The organism is Acinetobacter sp. YH12252 (assembly GCF_013417365.1).
Taxonomy (GTDB): Bacteria; Pseudomonadota; Gammaproteobacteria; order Pseudomonadales; family Moraxellaceae; genus Acinetobacter; species Acinetobacter towneri.
Genome location: NZ_VPEA01000003.1, coordinates 122803 through 144253, shown reverse-complemented (window position 1 = coordinate 144253; position 21451 = coordinate 122803). Strand labels below are relative to the sequence as shown.

Here is a 21451-nt window from a genome sequence, read left to right as displayed (position 1 = left end):
TTATTCCCCTTGAGAAGCAGTCGCATGTTCAACTGCTACATGAGTTTCAGAAGCAGGCGCTTCACCAGCCACTACAGGAGCTGAATGGTCAGCACCATGGTAGTTACTCATATAGTTATTGATCACTGATTCAAACAAGCCTTGCTCAACAGAAGAGTAATAAGTCACAGGATGTGGCTGAGTCTTATATGGACCTTCTTTTAAAGCCGTTGCAGCAAGTTTTTTCTCTAATTCAGTTTTGGCGTTACGAACCATTGCATCAATTTGTTTCTGTGAACGGTTACCGTCACGTAAAGAAGCAAATTCAGCTTGATCTAAAACTGTTTTTTGAACAGCTTGAGGATTGATAGTCGTACCTTGACCTGCTTTAACAGCTGTTACCCATTGCTCAAAATCAGCTTGAGTTACAGAGTGAGCTTTAAAGCGCATTTGCGAGAAACCATAACCTGAGTAGTTAGATGAGAAACCACGGAATTCGCCCGTGTTGTCTGCTAAAACGTTCAAGTGAGTTTGCATACCCGCCATTGCATAAATCTGACCAGATAATGCAGGGATAAAGAACGAGTTCATTGTGAAGTTAGATGTTAAACGTAAGCTTACAGGCGTTTGCTCTGGGAAGCGTAATTCGTTAACAGTAGCAATGTTCTGTTCTGGGTAGATGAAGATCCATTTAAATTGTTCAGCAATAACTTGAACAGTTAAAGGAGCTTTTTCGGATTCTAGCGGACGGTAAGGGTCGTACTTGTGGGAACCCCACCAAGTTAACCAAGCTAAAATACAAATAATAATAACAGGTATACCCCATACTACAATTTCAATTGCAGTAGAGTGTGACCATGTTGGTTGATAGTCTGCGTCTTTATTCGATGCGCGATATTTCCAACCGAACCACAATGCCATAATTGCAGATGGAATAACCACCAATAGCATTAGGTAAATCGCAGTCATCATCAGGTTACTTTGACCTGCTGCAACTGGACCTTTTGAGTTCAGAAGTACTAAATCACCGCCACACCCAGTTAAGAGTGCAGCCATCGTAGATAAAGACAATACAGCTAAAATCGTTTGTCTCATTTTACAACCTCGGTGAAGAGTCCCATTCCCTAATTTAATATGGGATAGCGATTAAAGTGTCGCATGATTAAAAAGACATCAAAAAAGATGAAAAAGTCTTCTTAATCATCGGACACCGCTACGTTGTAGGGCATTATGCCTGATATCGACAAACTAAGCTACACATAAAGCGGCTTTAAGTGGAGGGAATGAAAACCAATTTTTATACTCGGAATTATTTGTGTTAATTTTAATTTATTTTTATTTATCAATATTATAAGAAAAAAGGGATGATCAATCATCCCTGAATAAATAAAATCAAATTATTGCTTTACGACTTTGGTTTTGGCGAGTTTATCGTGCAAAGCCTGTCGTTTTGCACCAAATGCAAAGCCATAATCTAAAATTGTGATGAAGGGCATAAACATCATATTCAAAATAATGAAAATGATAGAGCGAATAGTAAACACACGCATTAGGCTGACTTTTTCATCGGTTTCAGCATCGACAATCTTAATTTTAGTCAGACGTTTGCCAATACTTTGTCCAGTTTTAGCCAGCAGGAAGGCTTGTATGCCCAGCATAATCAATAAATAAATTGCCACCGCTTGCCAAGCTTGCATTGGAATGAGCTGAAAGAGTTCAGTTTGCAATTGCATGGCTTGATCAGACGTTGTCGCTGCCTGCATTTTTTGTTGTAAACCAGACAATTGTTCAAACTGGTCCGCATTTAAGAAAAAAGAGGGAAGTGCTGCTGCAGGCAACCATAACAACATGTCTATAATTTTGGCTAAAGCACGTTGGTTAATGCTCGCCAATTCATTTTTTGTTGCCTGTGTTCTTGAATTTGATGATGCTGAGCTTGGTCGTGATGTGTTTGTAGCCGTGTAATCTGTATTTTGAAAAGGTGAATGTTCAGGGGCAGGTGGTGTGCTGACGTAGCCTTGTGGTTCATATACAAGTTTACCTTGGGTGAGTTCACCTAAAGCTTTCCATTCGCTCATGCCTTGGTGCCAAGCCAAATCTGTCAGCAACACTTGTTGGCTGGCGAGCATTTGGTTGAGCTGCTCTAAGGTGTATGGCCCAGCTTGTTGATTATTTCGTGCCAAGTAAATTTGCATAAATATAAAATCTCAAAAAATGAATTTGAAAAAAAACCCACGCAGGTGCATGGGTTTTCTTTTAACACGTTTTACTACGCTTGTTGAGCTTTTTCTTCAGAAAGGAAGAACCAAGTGTCTAAAACTGAGTCTGGGTTTAAAGATACAGATTCAATACCTTGTTCCATTAACCAACGTGCAAGGTCAGGGTGATCTGAAGGGCCTTGACCACAGATACCGACATATTTACCTGCTTTACGGCATGCGTGAATTGCCATAGAAAGTAATGCTTTCACTGCAGGGTCACGTTCATCGAACAGGTGAGAAACAATGCCTGAGTCACGGTCTAAACCAAGTGTTAACTGAGTTAAGTCATTTGAGCCGATAGAGAAACCATCGAAATGCTCAAGGAATTGTTCAGCCAACAATGCGTTGGTTGGTAATTCACACATCATGATCACTTTCAGACCATTTTCACCACGTTTTAAACCATTCAGCGCAAGCAATTCGATCACACGTTTTGCTTCAGCAACAGTACGTACAAATGGAATCATAATTTGTACGTTGGTTAAGCCCATTTCGTCACGTACTTTTTTCAAGGCACGACATTCAAGCTCGAAGCAGTCACGGAAATTGTCAGACACATAACGACTTGCACCACGGAAGCCCAACATTGGGTTTTCTTCTTCTGGCTCATATAACTTACCACCAATTAAGTTTGCGTATTCGTTTGATTTGAAGTCAGACATACGCACAATCACTGGTTTGTCAGCGAATGCAGCAGCAAGGGTAGAAATACCTTCAACCAATTTTTCTACATAGAATTCGATTGGCGATGAATAGCCCGCAGTACGCGCCATAACTGCTGCACGTGTTTCACGTGGTAAGCTGTCAATATTAAGCAATGCTTTAGGATGCACACCAATCATACGGTTGATGATGAATTCTAAACGTGCAAGACCAATCCCTTCGTTTGGAATTTGAGCAAAGTCAAATGCGCGGTCTGGGTTACCAACGTTCATCATGATTTTGAACGGAAGTTTAGGCATAGATTCGATTGAGTTCTTTTGAACTTCAAAATCTAAAGCACCTTCATAAATGAAACCTGTGTCGCCTTCGGCGCAAGAAACTGTAACTTCCTGACCATCAGTCAAAACTTCAGTTGCATTACCACAACCTACAATTGCAGGTACGCCTAATTCACGGGCAATAATTGCAGCGTGACAAGTACGACCACCGCGGTTAGTGACAATTGCAGCAGCACGTTTCATCACTGGTTCCCAGTCTGGATCAGTCATGTCTGAAACAAGAACGTCACCTTCCTGAACTTTATCCATTTCTTTAATAGACGTTACAACGCGGACTCTACCAGAACCGATACGCTGACCAATTGAACGACCTTCACAAATGACCGTACCTTTTTGTTTCAATAGGTAGCGTTCCATAGTACCGACGTTTTCACGGCTTTTTACAGTTTCAGGACGTGCTTGAACGATGTAGATTTGACCGTCATCACCATCTTTTGCCCATTCAATATCCATAGGCGCTTGATAATGTTCTTCAATAATTAACGCTTGTTTCGCTAATTCTTGTAGTTCGTGATCATTTAAAGAGAACTGTTGGCGATCTTGTTTTTCAACATCGACCACAACTACAGATTTACCAGCCGCGCCTTCTTCACCATAAATCATTTTTTGGTGTTTAGAGCCAAGGTTACGACGTAAAACTGAGTGTTTGCCTGCTTTTAATAAAGGCTTAGAAATATAGAATTCATCTGGGTTAACTGCACCCTGAACCACCATTTCACCCAAACCATAAGAAGCAGTAATGAATACAGCATCACGGAAACCAGATTCTGTATCTAGGGTAAACATTACACCAGCAGCGCCAGTTTCTGAACGTACCATACGTTGTACGCCTGCAGACAAAGCAACGACATCGTGGTCAAAGTTTTGGTGTACACGGTAAGAAATCGCGCGGTCGTTGTACAAAGATGCAAAAACTTCTTTAATGGCAATTAATACGTTGTCAATGCCACGGATGTTTAGGAATGTTTCTTGCTGACCTGCGAAAGATGCGTCTGGTAGATCTTCTGCAGTTGCAGATGAACGAACGGCAACCGCGATGTTTGGGTTGCCGTTAGAGAGTGCTTCAAAAGCAACTCGGATTTCTTGTTCTAGTGATGCAGTAAGCGGAGTGTCGACAATCCATTGACGAATTTTTGCACCAGTTTCAGCAAGCGCATTCACGTCATCTACATTGAGTGTTTTTAGCTCTGCTTGAATTTTAGCGTTTAGGCCACTTTGCTCGAGAAATTCACGATAAGCAGCAGCTGTTGTTGCAAAGCCACCTGGTACCGATACACCAGCATTAGATAAGTGGCTGATCATTTCGCCCAAAGATGAGTTTTTCCCACCCACGAGCTCAACATCGTGTTTCCCTAATTTTTCCAGACCAATTACGCGCGCTTCCAAAGTTGTTACTCCACTTTTGCAGTATTAATCACTATCTTGTCATGAAATTATAATAAATCTACTTAGCAATTTGGTTTTACTAAGCGACAGTCATGTAAGATCGGTTTACTATAAAGATTATATAGCACTAAGACAAATGTTTAAGGAGAATTTTAATGTCAGATGGTAAACAAATTAAGCGGAGTGTTTTTTTTATTTCCGATGGAACTGCAATTACGGCTGAAACCCTTGGACATTCACTCTTAGCGCAATTTCCAAATGTGGACTTTGATATTCATATTCATCCTTATATTACGTCTGAAGAAGCGGCTATGAATGTGGTGGCAGAGATTAATGCCCGAGCACAAATTGATGGTCAATTACCTTTGGTGTTTGATACCTTGGTTGACCAATATGTGCGTGACATTATCAACACTGCCAAAGCAATTAATTTAGATGTATTTGAAGGCTTAATTAGTAAGCTTTCTGAAGAGTTAGGAACACCACCAACCACTTTGGTCGGGCAGACGCATGCCGTAACAGATTCTGAATCTTACAAGGCACGTATTGATGCGGTGCATTTTGCCTTAGATAACGATGATGGCGCACGTACACGCCATTACGACAAGGCCGATCTGATTCTGATTGGGGTGTCGCGTTCGGGTAAAACGCCAACTTCCATCTACCTTTCTTTACAGTTCGGGATTCGTGTGGCGAACTATCCATTGACTGAAGAAGACCTCGATGACAACCGTTTGCCAGCCGTATTAAAGCCGCATAAACATAAGTTATTTGGCTTGATGATTGATGCTGAACGCCTTGTGGCAATTCGTACTGAACGTAAAGCCAATAGCCGTTATGCAAGTTTTAATCAATGCCAAATGGAATTGCGTGCGATTGAAGGTATTTATATTTCAGAAGGGATTAAATATTTAAATGTTTCAGAAATGTCGATTGAAGAAATTTCAACACGTGTTTTACAAATGACAGGTTTAAAACGTCGTATTGGTTAATGAAACTATATGTATTAAAAAAGCCAAAATTTTATTTTGGCTCTTTTTTATTGGATTTAAATAGAATAAAAATCAAGCTACTATTTATTTAAATGATAATGCTTTTAGTGTGACTTAAAATGTAGTGATAATGGTATCAATTGGATGTTCTTGTCCATCAATACTATGCACGCTATGTGCACAGACTTTGACAATTGGCCAAGTAATCAAATGGCAATTTTCGCGTTGTAAAGCTGAATAATAATGATCAGATTTAAAATAGCGTTGATGTGTATCTGCAATGTTTGGTGTGAGTTGACGTTTAAGCCACGTGTCTTTGACTTGAGTATCTAAAAAGCGTAAAGCCAAAATATTTTTGACGCGGTTATTAAACAAACGTCGATTTTTAAACACCAAAGGATGGCTAATTAGGCGATGGATGCCACGTTCTGTACTTGGTAGGACAAAATGCGGTGCAATTTGAAAGACTTGAACAGATGTTGCTTGCTGACAAATTCTATCGAGTTGTGCCACGCTGTCCTGATTTGCACCAATAACTGCAACGCGTAAACCTGTGAAGTCATGCTGTTTGATTTCAGTTGCAGGAATGCATTCGCCTTGGAATTCTTGAAAATCTGCCAAGCAGTTTTGAAAAGCGTGTCTATGTACGTCGTGTTTAGGACTGACCATGCTGAATCTCTTGATATATTCATTTTATAAATTAGAACATTTACTCTATTTTGTTGGGGCAGTACTGTTTGGTAAAGTCTTTTGTGCAGGCGAGCCAGTCATTCCTAAAGATTGAAAATTAATTCAACTGAGATTACTGAGATTTAAGCGAAAGAGAACAAGAAAACGGATTTAAGTTATTTATTTTAAATGTTTTTAATTGATGAAACCTTGTAGCTCAATAGAACTACAAGGTCGGAGCTAATTAAGTATCTAACTTCATTTGCATGAGCAAATCAAAGTTATGTAAGCGTTTTTCTGTGTCATAGATGTCACAGGTAAAAATAAACTCATCGACATCATACTTCGCCAATAAGTTTTCCAATCCTGCTTTGACAGTCGCCTTTGAGCCAATTTGCGCCATGGCATAAAAACTATCAACTGACATTTTTTCTGCAGGTGACCATAAGCCATCCATACTTTCGACTGGAGCTTTGAGTTTTAGGCTTTGTCCACGCATTAAACCTAAAACACGCTGATAGGCACTAGTCGCCAAAAATTCTGCTTCTTGGTCGGTATCTGCAACCACTGTTGGCACACCCATAGACACATAAGGCCGCTCTAAATATTCTGAAGGCTCAAAATTGTCACGATATAACTGAATGGCTTGAGCAAGCATACGCGGGGCGAAGTGTGAGGCAAATGAGTAGGGTAGTCCTAATTTTGCAGCAAGTTGTGCGCTAAATAAACTTGAACCAAGCAACCATACAGGAACGTGTGTCCCTTGTCCTGGCGTAGCAACAATACGTTGTTGTGGTTCAGCATCTTTAAAGTAATGCAAAATTTCTAAAACATCTTGCGGAAATTGATCTTCAGTTTCCTGTCGCCCACGACGCAGCGCACGCATGGTCACTTGATCTGTGCCTGGTGCGCGACCTAAACCGAGTTCAATACGGTTAGGATATAAAGTCGCTAAAGTTCCAAACTGTTCAGCGACCACTAACGGTGCGTGGTTGGGGAGCATAATACCGCCAGAACCGAGTTTAATTTTTTGCGTATTTGCTAATAAATAACCCAAAAGAACTGCGGTTGCTGAGCTGGCAATGCCATCCATATTATGATGTTCCGCCAACCACAAACGGTCATAGCCGAGTTGTTCTGCGTGTCGTGCTAATTCAAGTGCATGATGCAGTGAAAACTGTACTGATTGATCATCACGTACAGGTGCGAGTTCAAGAATGGCAAATTTTGTGTCTTGCAGGGAACGCATCATTTATTCCAGCTTGATTAAAGAGAGTTTTATCATACGATGCTGCACTGATTTTGTATATCGAAAATTTTCGATATATGGGCGAGTCATGAGATATTGCCATTTAACAACGCGCGACATTCATCCAAAAAGCACGCTTTATAAAAAAACATTTATCCAAGCAAGTAGTCAGCAAACAAAAAGCACCCGAAGGTGCTGATTGTTAGAAGTATCGTGAGAAATTAACGACGTTTACCATTTTTATAGTGACCTAAATGTAAGCCATTGTCTTTGCGGTAACGGTCATTATAACGGTAGTCATTGTAGCGATAGCCACGGCTATCATAGCGGCGGTCATAACGATCATCACGACGGTCTTCACTAACTTTTTGACCTAATACTGCACCACCTGCAGAGCCGAGTCCTGCACCGACATAGCCACCATTGTTGCCTGCCATATTGCGACCAACGCTATATCCACCTGCACCGCCCAAGGCAGCACCAATCATGGCACCGTTACGGTCACGTTTATTGGCAGAAGCTGCAGCACCGCCCGCACCACCAATGGCTGAACCAATCATCGCGCCTGTTTGTCCACCCATTTGTTGACCAATTGCTGCTCCGACAGCACCACCCAAGGCAGAACTTACGGCAACACGTGTATCGTTTGCATGCGCAGTACTCATAAGCAAGGCAGAACTTGCGATAACGCTACCCAATAAAATACGATTAAGTTTCATGCGGATGCTCCAAATATTGATTAATATGTTTTGTAATGAAGATATAGAAACAGATGGCAAAGATCGTGAAGGGCAATGAGGTAAATCTGCAAAGTTTGGTAAAGACTTTGTAATTGCACTGCTAAATTTCTTCATATTGATTATGGTCGTTTTTTTGAACTGATATATGAAGAAAAATTAATCCTATAAAAAAGCATCAAACCTGTGTTGATGCTTTTTTGCTGCTCTATGCCTATCGTTCAAGATTAACGACGGTTGCGTTTTTTCTTCCATTTACGTTCTTGATAGCGGTCATATTCTTTATCTTTCGAGATTTTATTGCCGAGTGCTGCACCACCTGCTGCACCTAAAGCTGAACCAATATAACCACCATTGGTACCGCCCATATTTTTACCTACGGTATAACCCGCACCACCACCCAAAGCACCACCAATTGCAGATTCAGTACGATGACGCTTATCACTCGCCACGGCTGCACCACCAGCACCGCCTAAGGCAGCGCCTAGTGTTGCACCCGTAGTACCACCCATATTTTTACCAATAGCTGTACCTGCAACACTGCCTAAAGCACTGGCTGCGGCAACGCGCGTAGTATTGTCTGCATAAACGTTGGCACTGAGCATTGAAGCTGTGGCTAAAGCTGCTGTCATTAACATTGCATTAAGTTTCATGTTGAACTCCATGTCCATTTATAGGACTTATTTATGATCAATTTTGATGGGCTCAATTTAACAAAGCGCCGCTTTTAAAATGTGGAGAGTGCAGACGAGATTGGTGTTCTTTGGTGTGGGCTTTGTATGAGTTTGATTAAAATTGCTAAAAAAATGTCCAAATGCGGATGCTAATTGCGGTACTTGGTGAGTTGTACATTCACCGCAATGCACAGCATCATCAAGCAGAAATACTGCTAGAACATCTGCAGATAGGCATTTCAAACATCGTACAGACTTAATAATGATGTTATTTGGGTGGTAGAATCGGTAAACTATGCGCAATTTTTTATTTCGCTGTGCTGCGTGTTGCATGTAACAGCCTTTGCATTGAGATTTTTTAAACAATGAAAGAATCGTTACGTTTACGATTAGATCAGCTTTCTGACCGCCATGAAGAATTGACTGCTTTGTTGGCAGATGTTGAAGTGATTTCAGATAACAAGCGTTTTCGTCAATTATCACGTGAACACAGTGATTTAGACGAAATTACGGCAGTGTGGTCACAATACACACAAGCCGAAGCCGATATTGAAACAGCCGAAGCAATGTTGTCTGATCCTGACTTTAAGGAAATGGCGCAAGAAGAAATTAAAGACAATAAAGCGCTGATTCAGCAACTTGAAGCTGACTTAAATATTTTAATGATTCCAAAAGACCCGAATGATGCCAACTCGGCTTATTTGGAGATTCGCGCAGGGACAGGTGGCGATGAAGCCGCGATTTTCTCGGGTGACTTATTCCGCATGTATAGCAAATATGCCGAAAGTCAGGGCTGGAGAATCGAAATTTTATCTGAAAATGAAGGTGAACACGGCGGATATAAAGAAGTCATTTGCTTGGTGAATGGCGAAGGCGTGTATGGCCGTTTGAAGTTTGAAAGTGGTGCGCATCGTGTGCAACGTGTTCCTGCGACTGAATCGCAAGGTCGTGTGCATACATCAGCGTGTACTGTGGCAATTTTACCTGAAGTAGATGTAGACACCACGGTAGATATTAACCCTGCCGATTTGCGTATCGATACCTATCGTGCTTCGGGTGCGGGTGGTCAGCACGTTAACAAAACCGACTCTGCAGTGCGTATAACCCACATTCCGACGGGTACTGTGGTGGAATGTCAGGAAGAGCGTTCACAGCATAAAAACAAAGCGAAAGCGATGGCGTTGTTGGCATCACGTTTGGAAAATGCCAAACGTGCTGCAGCAGATGCAGCAACTTCAGAAATGCGTCGTGATTTGGTGGGTTCGGGTGACCGTTCTGAGCGTATTCGTACCTATAACTATCCGCAAGGACGTATGACAGATCATCGTATTAACCTGACTTTATATAAGTTGGATGCGGTGATGGAAGGTGATTTAACTGAACTACTAGATAGTCTGCATCGTGAATATCAGGCAGATCAGTTGGCGATGCTTGCTCAGCAAAACGGTGGTTAATGAATATTGCACAAGCCTTGGCGCTACGTGGTGAAGTCGATAGCTATGAGCGTCAAGAAAATATTTGGTTGTTAGAGCATTATTTAGGACTCAGTGCGCTTGAATTAAAATATCGTGCAGATCAGGAATTGAGTGCCGCGCAAGAGCAGATGTATGTGCAGGCTTTGGCACGTATAGCAGCAGGCGAGCCTTTGGCGTATATCACAGGTTCACAGCCATTTTGGACACTGGATTTAAAAGTCACGCACGATACTTTGGTGCCACGTCCTGATACCGAGGTTTTGGTCGAAACTGTGTTGGCTTTGTCATTACAACGTGATGCTGTAATTGTCGATTTAGGCACAGGTACAGGGGCGATTGCTTTGGCTTTAGCATCTGAACGTCCAGATTGGCAGGTAACCGCAACCGATATTTACCTGCCAACGCTTGCAGTTGCTCAAGAAAATGCAAGCAAGCATGCTTTAAATCAGGTGCAATTTGCCTGTGGTGCATGGTTTGAGGCATTGGGTTCAGCAGCCGAGCCACGTTTTGATTTAATTGTATCTAATCCGCCGTATATAGATGCTAATGATGCACACATGTCTGCTTTGGCAGCAGAGCCTGAACGTGCATTGGTGGCAGCAGATCAGGGTTTGGCAGATATTCTGCAGATTATTTCGCAGGGTAAGCACTGGCTGAAAGCAAATGGATGGATTGCACTAGAGCATGGCTATGACCAAGCTTTAGCAGTGCAAGCGATTTTTGCAGAACACGGTTTTTCTGACATTCGTACAGTCAAAGATTATGCAGGCAATGATCGGGTGACTTTAGCACAATGGCTTGCTGGCTGATGTGTTATATCAGTTAAAAATCTTGTGAGATCTATTTATCAGCTTGCAAACATAGACGAATGATTAGCAAAGTTTAAGTGCAAGACCAATTTATGAGCCTCAACTCAACTGATGTCAGCTTAGGTTGCCTTTCACTGCCAAAATTGCAGGTGGCAGTTCTTCGCCAAGTGAACTCAGCATTTCCCGTTCAATTAATCGCACCATGGAGTTGAGCGGTAAATCATTGTCTTGCAGGCCAAAAGGTTCTTCAAGTTGTTCGCTGAGAGCATCTAAACCTAAGAATAAATAGGCAATTAAACCCACCAAAATTGGTGTCCAGATTCCTAAACTTGCTTCTAAACTAAAAGGCAGAATAAAGCAGAAGCAATACACAGTGCGGTGCAACAAGACTGAATAAGAAAAAGGCAAGGGTGTGCTGAGAATTCGATCGCAACCTGCTTGCACATTACCCAATTCAACAATATGTTGATTCAAGCCTTGATAAATAATATCGGAAATTTCACCTGTTTTCAGTGCGCTGACTAACTCTTTTTGAATGCTTTCTAAAATAAACTGTGCGGCATTAATATGCGGAAATAATGCTTCATAATCTGCAGATGTGAGGTTGACTTTGTTTTGATAAAAATCGATAGGTTGGTTTTGATTGCGTAAACGGTTACGCAATAAATTACTAAACAACATGACCCGATACATCAAGACCCGACGCTGTTGATCTGGCAGTACGTATGAGTCACGTGAAATATGCCGTGATGTTGCAATTAACGTCCCCCACAATTTTCGACCTTCCCACCAACGTTCATAACTGGCGTTATTTCTAAAACTGAGGAAAATAGACAAAATAATACCGAAAATGGTAAAGCCAATGGCTGGTACGCTCGGCACTTGAAAAAAGTGGTGAGAAGACAAATACACTAAGACCGTAGAAAGGAAGACCACAATTGCAAGTGCAGGTAAGACCGTGGGTAAAATTGTCCCATACCATGCAAACAGTAGGGTAAAACTGTTGTTTTTATTGCGAATAATCATCTTGATGCATCCTTGAAGCTGTCCTTAGTGTTTCATAGACAAACAACGCTTGGCAAGATGATAGCTAGCTTTTGATTCAAAAAGCAGCAAGCGGCTTAAAGTCAATTTTTCTTATTTATTATTGCAACAGCCAATAAAAAAGTGATGCCATGAAGACATCACTTTTTAAATACTTTCAGCAACTGAATGCTCAAAGTTTTAGCTTACATCGGGTAATCTTGCAAACAGTCTGGAATTTCAACTTGTGCCAAACTGTCTGTTTCTAAAGCTAAACATAGTGCAACAATTTTAGCGGTATCGCACAGGTGTTCATCTTTGAGTGCTAAACCTGCTTGTAAAGATTGTAAATCTTCTTGGCAAATATCTAGGGCTTGTGCTGCTTCAAGTGCATCTTCACGTTTGAAAAACGCAGACATGACATTGCGTAACTGTTCTTCTGAGGTATTTAGAATACTTTGATTGAGTAATTCATCTAATTGGTCAGAAGCTTGGTTGAGGGAGTGAGAGAAATTTTGAACTAGATTGTGTTCAAGTACATCCATCATCTTAAGCATGGGGAAACCTCCAAAGATGCTCGTACATTTAATATTACAGGGGGAGTATGACAGCCGAATTGCATAAAATTTATGCTTTAAATTGATTGAAAAGTAAACTAAATTTAATACTTTGACAATGCAGTGCCGATGAACGTCCAGTTCACTGCTCAACCTTGAAATCACAGCGATGAGTTTTCTTTTATAATTAAGTTGTTTGTAAAATACACAAAATAGTGGCTGAGTAGTAGGTGATAAGTCACGCAATTATGAGCTTTCAATTATGAGCTTTCGGTATATTGTCGATATGCACCAGGATTGACCCCAGTCCATTTTTTAAAGGCACGATGAAAAGCGCTAGGATCATGGAAATTTAATTGATCGCTAATTTCCTGAAGTGATTGTTGGGTTTTGCTCAACAATTCAATTGCCGTATCTCGACGGATTTCATTTTTTAATTGCTGATAGCTGGTGCCTTCCTGCTTTAAACGCCGTTGGAACGTCGCTTCAGACATATTGAAATGTTGGGTTAATTCGTTCAGTTCTAACCACTCACTCGGCGGCAATCGCATTAATTGTTTACGGATTTTATGACTCAGCGCATGTGGGTTTTTATAACGCACCAAAAGGTTAAAAGGTGTTTGTTTTAAAAAGCGTTTCCAACTTTTTTTATCCTGCTTGATTTTTAAATCAAGATGTTTTGCCTCAAAATAAATCTTATGCGCTGTACACGCATATTCAATTTCATCACAGAAACGGACACGATAATCAGCATCATCCTGCGGGGCAGCACATTTGAGTTGCATGTTTAAAATAGCGATACGTTGTCCTGTCAGCCAGCACATCAAGCCATGAATCAGCATTAAATAAGTGGCATAACTAAACATCGGTTTCACTTGATCTTTATCGTGAATGGTTAAGATTGCATATTCACCATCTACGTTTAATTCACCTGAAAAATCATCCAGTATTAAATTAAAGAAATTTAAAATGTCCTGTAATGCGGCCTTTAAATGCTCTGCTTGGTACACCCATTTAGACAAGAGTTGATAACTGCCACGACGCATAGCATGGCTGTCCATGCCAAAAAATTCATCGTTCATGGCATCTGCCAGTGCAATCCACAATTGACCATATTGCAGAATTGACACCCTCGCTTTGTTGGAATGTAACAGCTCTGCAGGAATACCCGCCGTCTGCAAAATCGCATGCGTATCCATACCGCGTTGCTGTGCAGTATGCAAAGCTTCATGGACTAAAGCAATTGAAATTGTACCTTTGCTGTAAGTGAGCTGAGTTGCATTCATGGGATGGCGTGGTATTCCATTTACAAGTTGAGTGTTCAAATACATCATAGTCGATGCAGGGTTTGGAAATTGTACTCTAGCTTGAGTGTGATTAATCTGTTTCTTAAGTTGTATCAACCTGAAAATTTATAAGGAAAATAAAATGAAAATTCAAGGAAAAGTCTGTGTGGTCACGGGTGGTGCATCGGGTTTAGGCGCTGCGACTGCACAACATTTAGTTGCGCAAGGTGCAAAAGTTATTTTGGTTGATATGAATCAAGAACTTGGGCAGCAGCTTCAACAGCAATTGGGCGAAAATGCAGACTTCGTAGCTGTAGACGTGACCGATGAAAACCAAGTACAGCAGCTTTTTAACCATATTGAGCAAAAATACGGACAGTTAAATGGCTTGGTGAATTGTGCAGGCATTGCACCGTCTGCCAAAGTCTTGGGACGTGATGGTTTGCATGATTTGGCAATGTTCCAAAAAGTGCTGAATATTAATGTCACGGGCAGTTTTAATATGATCCGTTTTGCGGCACAACTGATGGCGAAATATGACTTAGCCGCCGATGAAGAAGAGCGTGGTGTGATTGTGAATACTGCTTCGGTTGCAGCATTTGATGGGCAGATTGGACAAAGTGCGTATTCTGCATCGAAAGGTGCAATTGTGGGGATGACGCTGCCTTTGGCACGTGAATTGGCACGTGAAGCCATTCGGGTGATGACGATTGCCCCCGGTATTATGGAAACCCCGATGCTGAAAGCATTTCCACAGCATGTGCAAGATGCTTTAGGGCAAATGGTGCCATTTCCACCACGTTTGGCAAAGCCTGAAGAATTTGCGCAATTGGTGGGTCATATTTTTGAAAATGGTTATTTAAACGGTGAAGTGATTCGTTTGGATGGCGCAATTCGTATGCAACCGAAATAAGTTATGACGATGCTATATCCATAAAATAGCCTAAGCAAAAATTCAAGTATTGAAAAACTGGATACTAAAAAACCGTTGCAATACAGCACAAGGATGTTGCGCGCATTCCTGACAAAAACAACATCTACCATATAAACAGAGGGTCACCATGATTTTAAGCCATGAACAAAAAATGATTCAGGATATGCTGCGCAGTTATGCACAGGAAAAGCTTAAACCAACTGCAGCGGCACGTGATAAAACTGCTGAATTCCCTGCAAAGGAGTTAAAAGAACTGGGTGAGCTAGGTGCTTTGGGCATGACCGTTGCAGAAGAATGGGGCGGTGCAGGTTTAGATTATGTATCTCTCGTTTTAGCCTTAGAAGAAATTGCTGCGGGTGATGGTGCAATTTCAACGATTGTGAGTGTGCAAAACTCATTGCCATGCGGAATTACACAACGCTACGGCACAGAGGCGCAAAAACAAAAATATTTAACTAAACTGGCAACAGGCGAATGGTTAGGCTGCTTTTGTTTAACTGAACCACAAGTCGGCTCTGATGCCAGCGCGATTGAATGTAAAGCTGAAAAAGATGGCGAGGATTGGGTTTTAAATGGCACCAAGCAGTTTATCACCACAGGCAAATATGCAGATGTTGCTTTAGTTTTTGCTGTAACGGACAAAACTGCGGGTAAAAAAGGCATTTCCTGCTTTTTAGTCCCGACGAACACACCAGGTTATATCGTGGCACGTTTAGAAGACAAAATGGGACAGCACTGTTCCGATACCGCCACCATCGTGTTGGAAAACTGCCGTATTCCTGCAGAAAACCTATTGGGGCAAGAAGGTGAAGGCTACAAAATTGCACTCTCTAATTTAGAGTCGGGGCGTATTGGTATTGCCGCGCAATCGGTGGGTATGGCGCGAGCAGCTTTAGATGCAGCCGTGGACTATGCCAATGAGCGTAAAGCTTTTGGAGTTGAAATTGTGCAACATCAGGCAGTCGCGTTTCGCTTGGCAGATATGGCAACACAGATTGAAGCTGCACGACAGCTTATTCTACATGCCGCAAGCCTCAAAGATGCAGGCTTACCGTGTTTAAAAGAAGCATCTATGGCCAAGCTTTTTGCTTCAACCATGGCAGAGCGTGTGTGTTCAGATGCGATTCAAATACATGGGGGCTATGGCTATGTATCTGATTTCCCAGTTGAACGTATTTACCGCGATGTGCGCGTTAGCCAAATTTATGAAGGTGCATCCGATATTCAGCGTTTGGTGATTGCACGTGAAGTGACTAAGCGTTAAAGCTGAGTATCTAAAACTTTAGTCGGTGTCCAAAGCTTGCAAGGTTATTGCAGGATGTGGAAATTGAGAAAATGTTCAAATCATGTTTAGCTAACTTGATTGAAAAATACGCGAAAATCATGTCGTGATTGCGTTGCATGATCGACTTCAACACAGCAAACCTAATTTAAATTTTAAAGAGCGATTCAATCCTAACTTGTAAAAACGGTTAAAACAATAACGCATATTGCTGCAAATGAATTGCAGTGTCATCAGTTTAAGACGGAGCTTAAAAGAATGAAAACTTTGCAAGAGGCATATCAACAGTTTGATATTGAGCAACTGATTCAAACCCAATTGGCAGGAACGCCAACGGCACTTAATGCCTATGAAGAATGTTGCGGACGCTATACGGGTACTCAACAAACTGCCTTAATTTGGGAAGGCAAACACGGTCAAACTGCATCGTGGACATTTGATCAACTGGCAGAAGCATCTGGAAAATTGGCAAATTATTTTACTCAACTGGGCTTAAAAGCAGGTGATTGTATTGCAGGATTATTGCCGCGTACGCCTGAATTGTTAATTACGGTTTTTGCCACATGGCGCATTGGGGCAGTGTATCAGCCTTTATTTACAGCCTTTGAATCTAAAGCGATTGAGCACCGTATTCAAACTGCAAAGACGCAGCTCATTGTGACCAATACTGAGCAGCGTCCAAAACTAAATGCCTTGTCTAATGTGAAAATTTTAACTGTGGACGCAGCAAATCAAGCTCAAAACCATGATACAGATTTTTGGCAAGTTCTAAGCACTCAAGACACTTACTTTGAAACCGTGTATCGCAGTTTTGAAGATGATTTTCTGATGATGTTTACATCAGGCACTACGGGTTTAGCTAAATCTGTACCTGTGCCTTTAAAAGCCATTGTGGCATTTAAAGGTTATATGCAGCATGCAGTCGATTTAAGAGCAGAAGATTCATTTTGGAATTTAGCCGACCCTGGTTGGGCTTATGGCTTGTATTACGGTATTACAGGGCCACTGAGTTTGGGGCATAGCATTATTATGGATGAACGTCCATTTAGTGTTGATCATGCACTGGAAATTATCCGTAAATATCAGGTGAGTAATTTAACAGGTTCACCAACCGCATTTAGAATGTTCTTTGGTTTTAAAGAAAAGTTTGATGGTGATATTCAACGACATCTGCGTGTGGTTAGCAGTGCAGGCGAGCCGCTCACACCAGAAGTGATTCATTGGTTTAAGCATGATTTACAAGTCAATATTTATGATCAATATGGACAAACCGAATTGGGGATGGTGATTGCCAATCATCATGCACTGGAACATCAGAAAAAAGTAGGTTCTGCGGGTTATGCTATTCCCGGACATCGTTTCGCGGTTTTAAATGCACAGCATCAGGAAGTCGCTCACGGCGAAATTGGCACACTTGCACTGGATGAATCACAATCGCCTTTAATGTGGTTCAAAGGTTACGATGGGGATGACCGTAAATCATTTGTGGGACAGTATTATTTAACGGGTGATACGGTACGTTTAAATGAATTTGGTGGGATTGATTTTATTGGTCGTGCAGACGATGTCATTACAACTTCGGGTTATCGTGTCGGGCCTTTTGATGTAGAAAGTACTTTGCTTGAATGTGAGGAAGTGCTTGAATCCGCAGTAATTGGTAAGCCAGACCCAGAGCGTACAGAAGTGGTAAAAGCCTTTGTGGTGTTAAAAAATCAATATCAACCAAGCACTGCATTGCAGGAAAAGCTGCAACAGTATGTGCGTTCACGCTTATCGAAACATGCCTATCCTAAAGAAATTGAATTTGTCAGCAGTTTGCCTAAAACATCCAGTGGAAAAATTCAGCGTAATTTATTGAAGCAACAAGAAATTGCAAAACAAAATGCTTTTAAAAAAGTGAGCTAAATTCAGCCAATAGGCCCTGTTAATTATTGCGCCATAAGAAAAACGCCATTCATACAGATTGGCGTTTTTTAAATCTGTATTCTTTATTTAAACCACCCGATTATGCAAGCACGAACTCAATCGATAGAAAATGTGTGCATCATATTGGTGATGTGATATTTTCAACTTTATGCTGACACAATGAACAAGGCTGCATGTACTTCGATTACGATAAAAGCATGTAGGCAGCGCAATACATATTGGGGGAGAACATCATGGTAACAGCTCATTTAAATTTCACGCAGCCGTCAAAGCGGATATTTACGAAGTCGATATGGATGGGCGCAGCTTTACTGTTGTGTGCCTCTGGCAGTTATGCACAAAACTGGAACCCAGCGCCAACTGCTGAAAGTACAGCCTATTCCAGCTATCCAGCAGCAAAAACGCCACAAAAAAATTATGCAGTCTTTGCCGAATACGCCAATTTTGAAGCAGATTTTGACAGTGGCGATACAGTAGAACTAGATGGTTTTGCTTTGGGTGTTTCCACCACGCCACATCGCTCAGGTTTTTATGGCAGATTGGAATTCTTAAAAAACAATGAATACGATTTGGATTATTATGAATTCAATATGGGCGGGAATTTAAACCTGATCAGCTATCATGGTTTTTATTTCAATACATACGCAGGTCTAGGTTATAGCGGCGCAAGTTCAAAGCTGCTTGCCAATGATGTCAATTTTGTCACTTTACCTGTGGGCGTAGAAGTCGGTTTGAACTTTGTTCCTGATTTCTCGATTTACGCCACTGCCGGTTATAAATGGTTATATGACAGCACCTCGAATACCACCTGTAAAGATGGGACAACCTCAGACAAAGTCGGGAATACGGCATGTTACTGGAATGGTGGAATTGCCTATTATAATGAATATATAGGCGATGCCGATGGCGTTACTTATAACGTAGGCATGCGGATGCACTTTTAAGCAAGTCGTTGCACATCTCCATCTGTTCAAATACGCAACAATTCAACCGCCGTCATGGCGGTTTGCTTTGAATACCCGTTATACTTGGCGTTTTGGTTTTGCAGAATAGGGCATTTTCTTGGAAAGCATATTCGATACTCAGTTGGAATTGAGCGATGCAGAAATGCATCTATATAGCCGACAAATTTTATTGGATGGCTGGGATATTGAAGCCCAAGAAAAATTAAAACTGGCCAACGTACTTGTTGTGGGGTGTGGCGGGATTGGCTGTTTAAGCGCAGAATTACTTGCACGTGCAGGCGTGGGAAAAATCACTCTGATTGATGCTGATGTGATTGAAACCAGTAATTTGCAACGACAAATCGCCTATACCCCCGCAGATTTAGGCTTTTATAAGGCCGAAATTCTCGCAAAAAGATTAATGCAAATTAATCCTTATATCGAGATTGTTTGTTTAACCACGCTGTTAGATGCGCAAAATGCAGGCACTTTAGTTGCCCAACAAGACCTAGTTTTAGATGGTTGTGATAATTTCAGTACCCGATATTTGGTCAATCAATATTGCCGACAATTGAATGTACCTTTACTCAGTGCCTCTGCCATTGGTTTTCAAGGGCAAATGTTCATGGTCGAAGGTGATTCTGCTTGCTATGAATGTCTGTTCCCGAAAGAACAACATGCCAATGAAAGTTTGCGCTGTGCCGACAGTGGCGTATTGGCAACCACTCCCAACGTCATGGCCAGTTTACAAGCGCATCATGCCTTATTGTACTTGGGTTTAGGCAACACCGCGCTGAAACAAAAGCTATTACTTTGGGATGGTTTAAGCATGAAACAACGCTTATTGTCGTTTGATCAAGACCACAACTGTCCAGTTTGTCAGGCAAGATAGCCTTTTTACTTGGCAATTTTTTGTTAAACTCTCACTACTTTAATATGACTCAGACATGATGAAAAATAATATCTGGTTAGATGGTTTACGTTCAGTTGCTCGCATGGGTGAAACTGCCGTAGTGGCAGCCAAAGCAGGCATTAAATATGCCACTGAAAAGCCAAGTAATGCCAAACTCATGCGCGAAACATTTGAATCTTTAGGTTCAACCTACATTAAACTTGGGCAGTTTATTGCCAGTACACCGTCATTGTTCCCACGTGAATATGTCGAAGAATTTCAAGGTTGTTTAGACCAAACTCCAACTTTACCGTTTAGCTATGTACAGCAAGTATTGGCATCTGAATTTGCAGGGCGCAATTTAGATGAAATATTTGCCTCAATAGATGAAAAGCCTTTAGCTTCAGCATCTATCGCACAAGTACATGCTGCAAAATTGGTGAGTGGCGAAGATGTAGTGATTAAAGTGCAAAAACCGGGTGTAGAAACCATTCTCTATACCGATTTAAACGTCTTGCACTGGGCGACTAAACTGCTCGAAAAAGCTGTACCTAAAGTCAAATTTGCGTCATTGGCCGATATTGTCGAAGAAATCAAAACCCGTATGGTGCGTGAAGTCGACTTTATTGAAGAAGCACGTAACCTAGATGATTTTATTAATTATCTGAATTTAACCCAAAATACGAAAGCCACTGCACCTAAGGTCTATCATCAATATTCCACCCGTCGCGTATTGACCATGCAGCGTTTGTATGGCGTACCTTTGACCGATTTTGACGTGGTGAAACAAGTATCTAACGACCCATCGCAAGTGTTGATTACTGCCATGAATACATGGTTTGGTAGCTTGATGATGTGTAACAGTTTCCATGCCGATTTACACGCAGGCAACCTGATGTTGCTTGAAGATGGGCGTGTCGGCTTTATTGATTTTGGTATTGTTGGACAGCTGAATCCTGAAGTGTGGACTGCATGTATGGCTTTTATGGATGCTCTACAAAATACCAACTACACGCTTATGGCTGAAAATATGCTCAAAATGGGCATGACCGACAAGCAAATTGATACTCAGGTTTTGGCAGCAGATTTAGAGCGTTTATTTAGTGGCGTATTGCTGGCCGATCCTCAAGAGTTGCTGACTTCTAACCCTGCCGATTTAAATGACATTATGCTCGATATGGTTGCTGTGGGTGAGCGTCATGGGATTCGTTTCCCGCGTGACTTTGCTTTACTGTTCAAGCAAATGCTGTACTTTGACCGTTTCATGCGCGTTTTAGCACCTTATACCGATATTTATGCCGATCAACGATTGCAGATGGTACAAAGCATTGATCCGAATTTGTTGTTAAAGCATTAATTATCCATATTGGTCGAA

Annotated in this window: 19 protein-coding genes; 9 read left to right on the top strand and 10 right to left on the bottom strand. The window is 41.4% G+C overall.

The window, feature by feature from the left end; genetic code table 11:
• From cyoA to ppsA, 3 genes are all read right to left on the bottom strand, one after another.
• The gene (gene cyoA / locus FTV28_RS04515; RefSeq protein WP_004973169.1) at positions 1 to 1074 is read right to left on the bottom strand and encodes a ubiquinol oxidase subunit II; all 1074 of its coding nucleotides are present in this window, start codon (positions 1072 to 1074) and stop codon (positions 1 to 3) included.
• A 302-nt stretch (positions 1075 to 1376) separates the two neighbouring features.
• The gene (locus tag FTV28_RS04510) at positions 1377 to 2174 is read right to left on the bottom strand and encodes an RDD family protein (RefSeq protein WP_004973172.1); all 798 of its coding nucleotides are present in this window, start codon (positions 2172 to 2174) and stop codon (positions 1377 to 1379) included.
• A gap of 74 nt (positions 2175 to 2248) precedes the next feature.
• Entirely contained in the window at positions 2249 to 4627 is a 2379-nt protein-coding gene (ppsA, locus tag FTV28_RS04505) for a phosphoenolpyruvate synthase (protein WP_004973175.1), read from the bottom strand.
• Between the two features lie 155 nt (positions 4628 to 4782).
• On the opposite strand from ppsA, the gene FTV28_RS04500 reads away from it, so the two are divergent.
• Positions 4783 to 5619 (top strand): pyruvate, water dikinase regulatory protein, encoded by an 837-nt coding sequence (locus FTV28_RS04500; protein ID WP_004973178.1) that lies wholly within the window; start codon positions 4783 to 4785, stop codon positions 5617 to 5619.
• A gap of 114 nt (positions 5620 to 5733) precedes the next feature.
• Here FTV28_RS04500 and FTV28_RS04495 read toward each other — a convergent pair whose 3' ends face one another.
• The 4 genes from FTV28_RS04495 to FTV28_RS04480 form a co-directional block, all read right to left on the bottom strand.
• Entirely contained in the window at positions 5734 to 6288 is a 555-nt protein-coding gene (locus FTV28_RS04495) for a flavoprotein (RefSeq protein WP_179989540.1), read from the bottom strand.
• A gap of 244 nt (positions 6289 to 6532) precedes the next feature.
• Complete coding sequence (locus tag FTV28_RS04490; RefSeq protein WP_004973182.1) at positions 6533 to 7537, bottom strand: LLM class flavin-dependent oxidoreductase; 1005 nt, start codon at positions 7535 to 7537, stop codon at positions 6533 to 6535.
• Positions 7538 to 7758: 221 nt separating this feature from the next.
• Complete coding sequence (locus FTV28_RS04485; protein WP_004973185.1) at positions 7759 to 8256, bottom strand: hypothetical protein; 498 nt, start codon at positions 8254 to 8256, stop codon at positions 7759 to 7761.
• Positions 8257 to 8501: 245 nt separating this feature from the next.
• Complete coding sequence (locus tag FTV28_RS04480; RefSeq protein WP_004973189.1) at positions 8502 to 8927, bottom strand: glycine zipper 2TM domain-containing protein; 426 nt, start codon at positions 8925 to 8927, stop codon at positions 8502 to 8504.
• Between the two features lie 386 nt (positions 8928 to 9313).
• Here FTV28_RS04480 and prfA point away from each other — a divergent pair, with 386 nt between their 5' ends.
• Together prfA and prmC are read left to right on the top strand one after the other, a co-directional pair.
• Positions 9314 to 10402 (top strand): peptide chain release factor 1, encoded by a 1089-nt coding sequence (gene prfA, locus FTV28_RS04475; protein ID WP_004973192.1) that lies wholly within the window; start codon positions 9314 to 9316, stop codon positions 10400 to 10402.
• Positions 10402 to 11232 (top strand): peptide chain release factor N(5)-glutamine methyltransferase, encoded by an 831-nt coding sequence (gene prmC / locus FTV28_RS04470; RefSeq protein ID WP_179989538.1) that lies wholly within the window; start codon positions 10402 to 10404, stop codon positions 11230 to 11232. The genes prfA and prmC overlap by 1 nt, the downstream gene beginning before the upstream one ends.
• A gap of 114 nt (positions 11233 to 11346) precedes the next feature.
• Here the strand turns inward: prmC and FTV28_RS04465 are convergent, their stop codons facing one another.
• The 3 genes from FTV28_RS04465 to FTV28_RS04455 all read right to left on the bottom strand — a co-directional run bounded on the left by FTV28_RS04465 (position 11347) and on the right by FTV28_RS04455 (position 14098).
• Positions 11347 to 12258, bottom strand: coding sequence for a bestrophin family protein (locus FTV28_RS04465; RefSeq protein ID WP_004973196.1), 912 nt, complete (start codon positions 12256 to 12258; stop codon positions 11347 to 11349).
• A 203-nt stretch (positions 12259 to 12461) separates the two neighbouring features.
• Positions 12462 to 12812 (bottom strand): hypothetical protein, encoded by a 351-nt coding sequence (locus tag FTV28_RS04460; protein ID WP_104852119.1) that lies wholly within the window; start codon positions 12810 to 12812, stop codon positions 12462 to 12464.
• A 260-nt stretch (positions 12813 to 13072) separates the two neighbouring features.
• Positions 13073 to 14098, bottom strand: coding sequence for an AraC family transcriptional regulator (locus FTV28_RS04455; protein WP_178865887.1), 1026 nt, complete (start codon positions 14096 to 14098; stop codon positions 13073 to 13075).
• A gap of 142 nt (positions 14099 to 14240) precedes the next feature.
• Between FTV28_RS04455 and FTV28_RS04450 the strand changes: the two genes are divergently transcribed.
• From FTV28_RS04450 to FTV28_RS04425, 6 genes are all read left to right on the top strand, one after another.
• The gene (locus FTV28_RS04450; RefSeq protein WP_004973201.1) at positions 14241 to 15011 is read left to right on the top strand and encodes a 3-hydroxyacyl-CoA dehydrogenase; all 771 of its coding nucleotides are present in this window, start codon (positions 14241 to 14243) and stop codon (positions 15009 to 15011) included.
• Positions 15012 to 15159: 148 nt separating this feature from the next.
• Complete coding sequence (locus FTV28_RS04445) at positions 15160 to 16296, top strand: acyl-CoA dehydrogenase family protein (protein ID WP_004973203.1); 1137 nt, start codon at positions 15160 to 15162, stop codon at positions 16294 to 16296.
• Between the two features lie 276 nt (positions 16297 to 16572).
• On the top strand, positions 16573 to 18219 hold the full coding sequence (locus FTV28_RS04440; RefSeq protein WP_131260808.1) for an AMP-binding protein: 1647 nt from the start codon (positions 16573 to 16575) through the stop codon (positions 18217 to 18219).
• A gap of 254 nt (positions 18220 to 18473) precedes the next feature.
• Positions 18474 to 19184 carry a hypothetical protein gene (locus tag FTV28_RS04435; protein ID WP_004973205.1) on the top strand — a complete coding sequence of 237 codons (711 nt, stop codon included), beginning with the start codon at positions 18474 to 18476 and terminating at the stop codon, positions 19182 to 19184.
• 163 nt (positions 19185 to 19347) lie between these two features.
• Complete coding sequence (locus FTV28_RS04430; protein ID WP_096900943.1) at positions 19348 to 20076, top strand: HesA/MoeB/ThiF family protein; 729 nt, start codon at positions 19348 to 19350, stop codon at positions 20074 to 20076.
• A 58-nt stretch (positions 20077 to 20134) separates the two neighbouring features.
• On the top strand, positions 20135 to 21433 hold the full coding sequence (locus FTV28_RS04425) for an AarF/ABC1/UbiB kinase family protein (RefSeq protein ID WP_026438367.1): 1299 nt from the start codon (positions 20135 to 20137) through the stop codon (positions 21431 to 21433).
• The last annotated feature ends 18 nt before the right edge of the window (positions 21434 to 21451 follow it).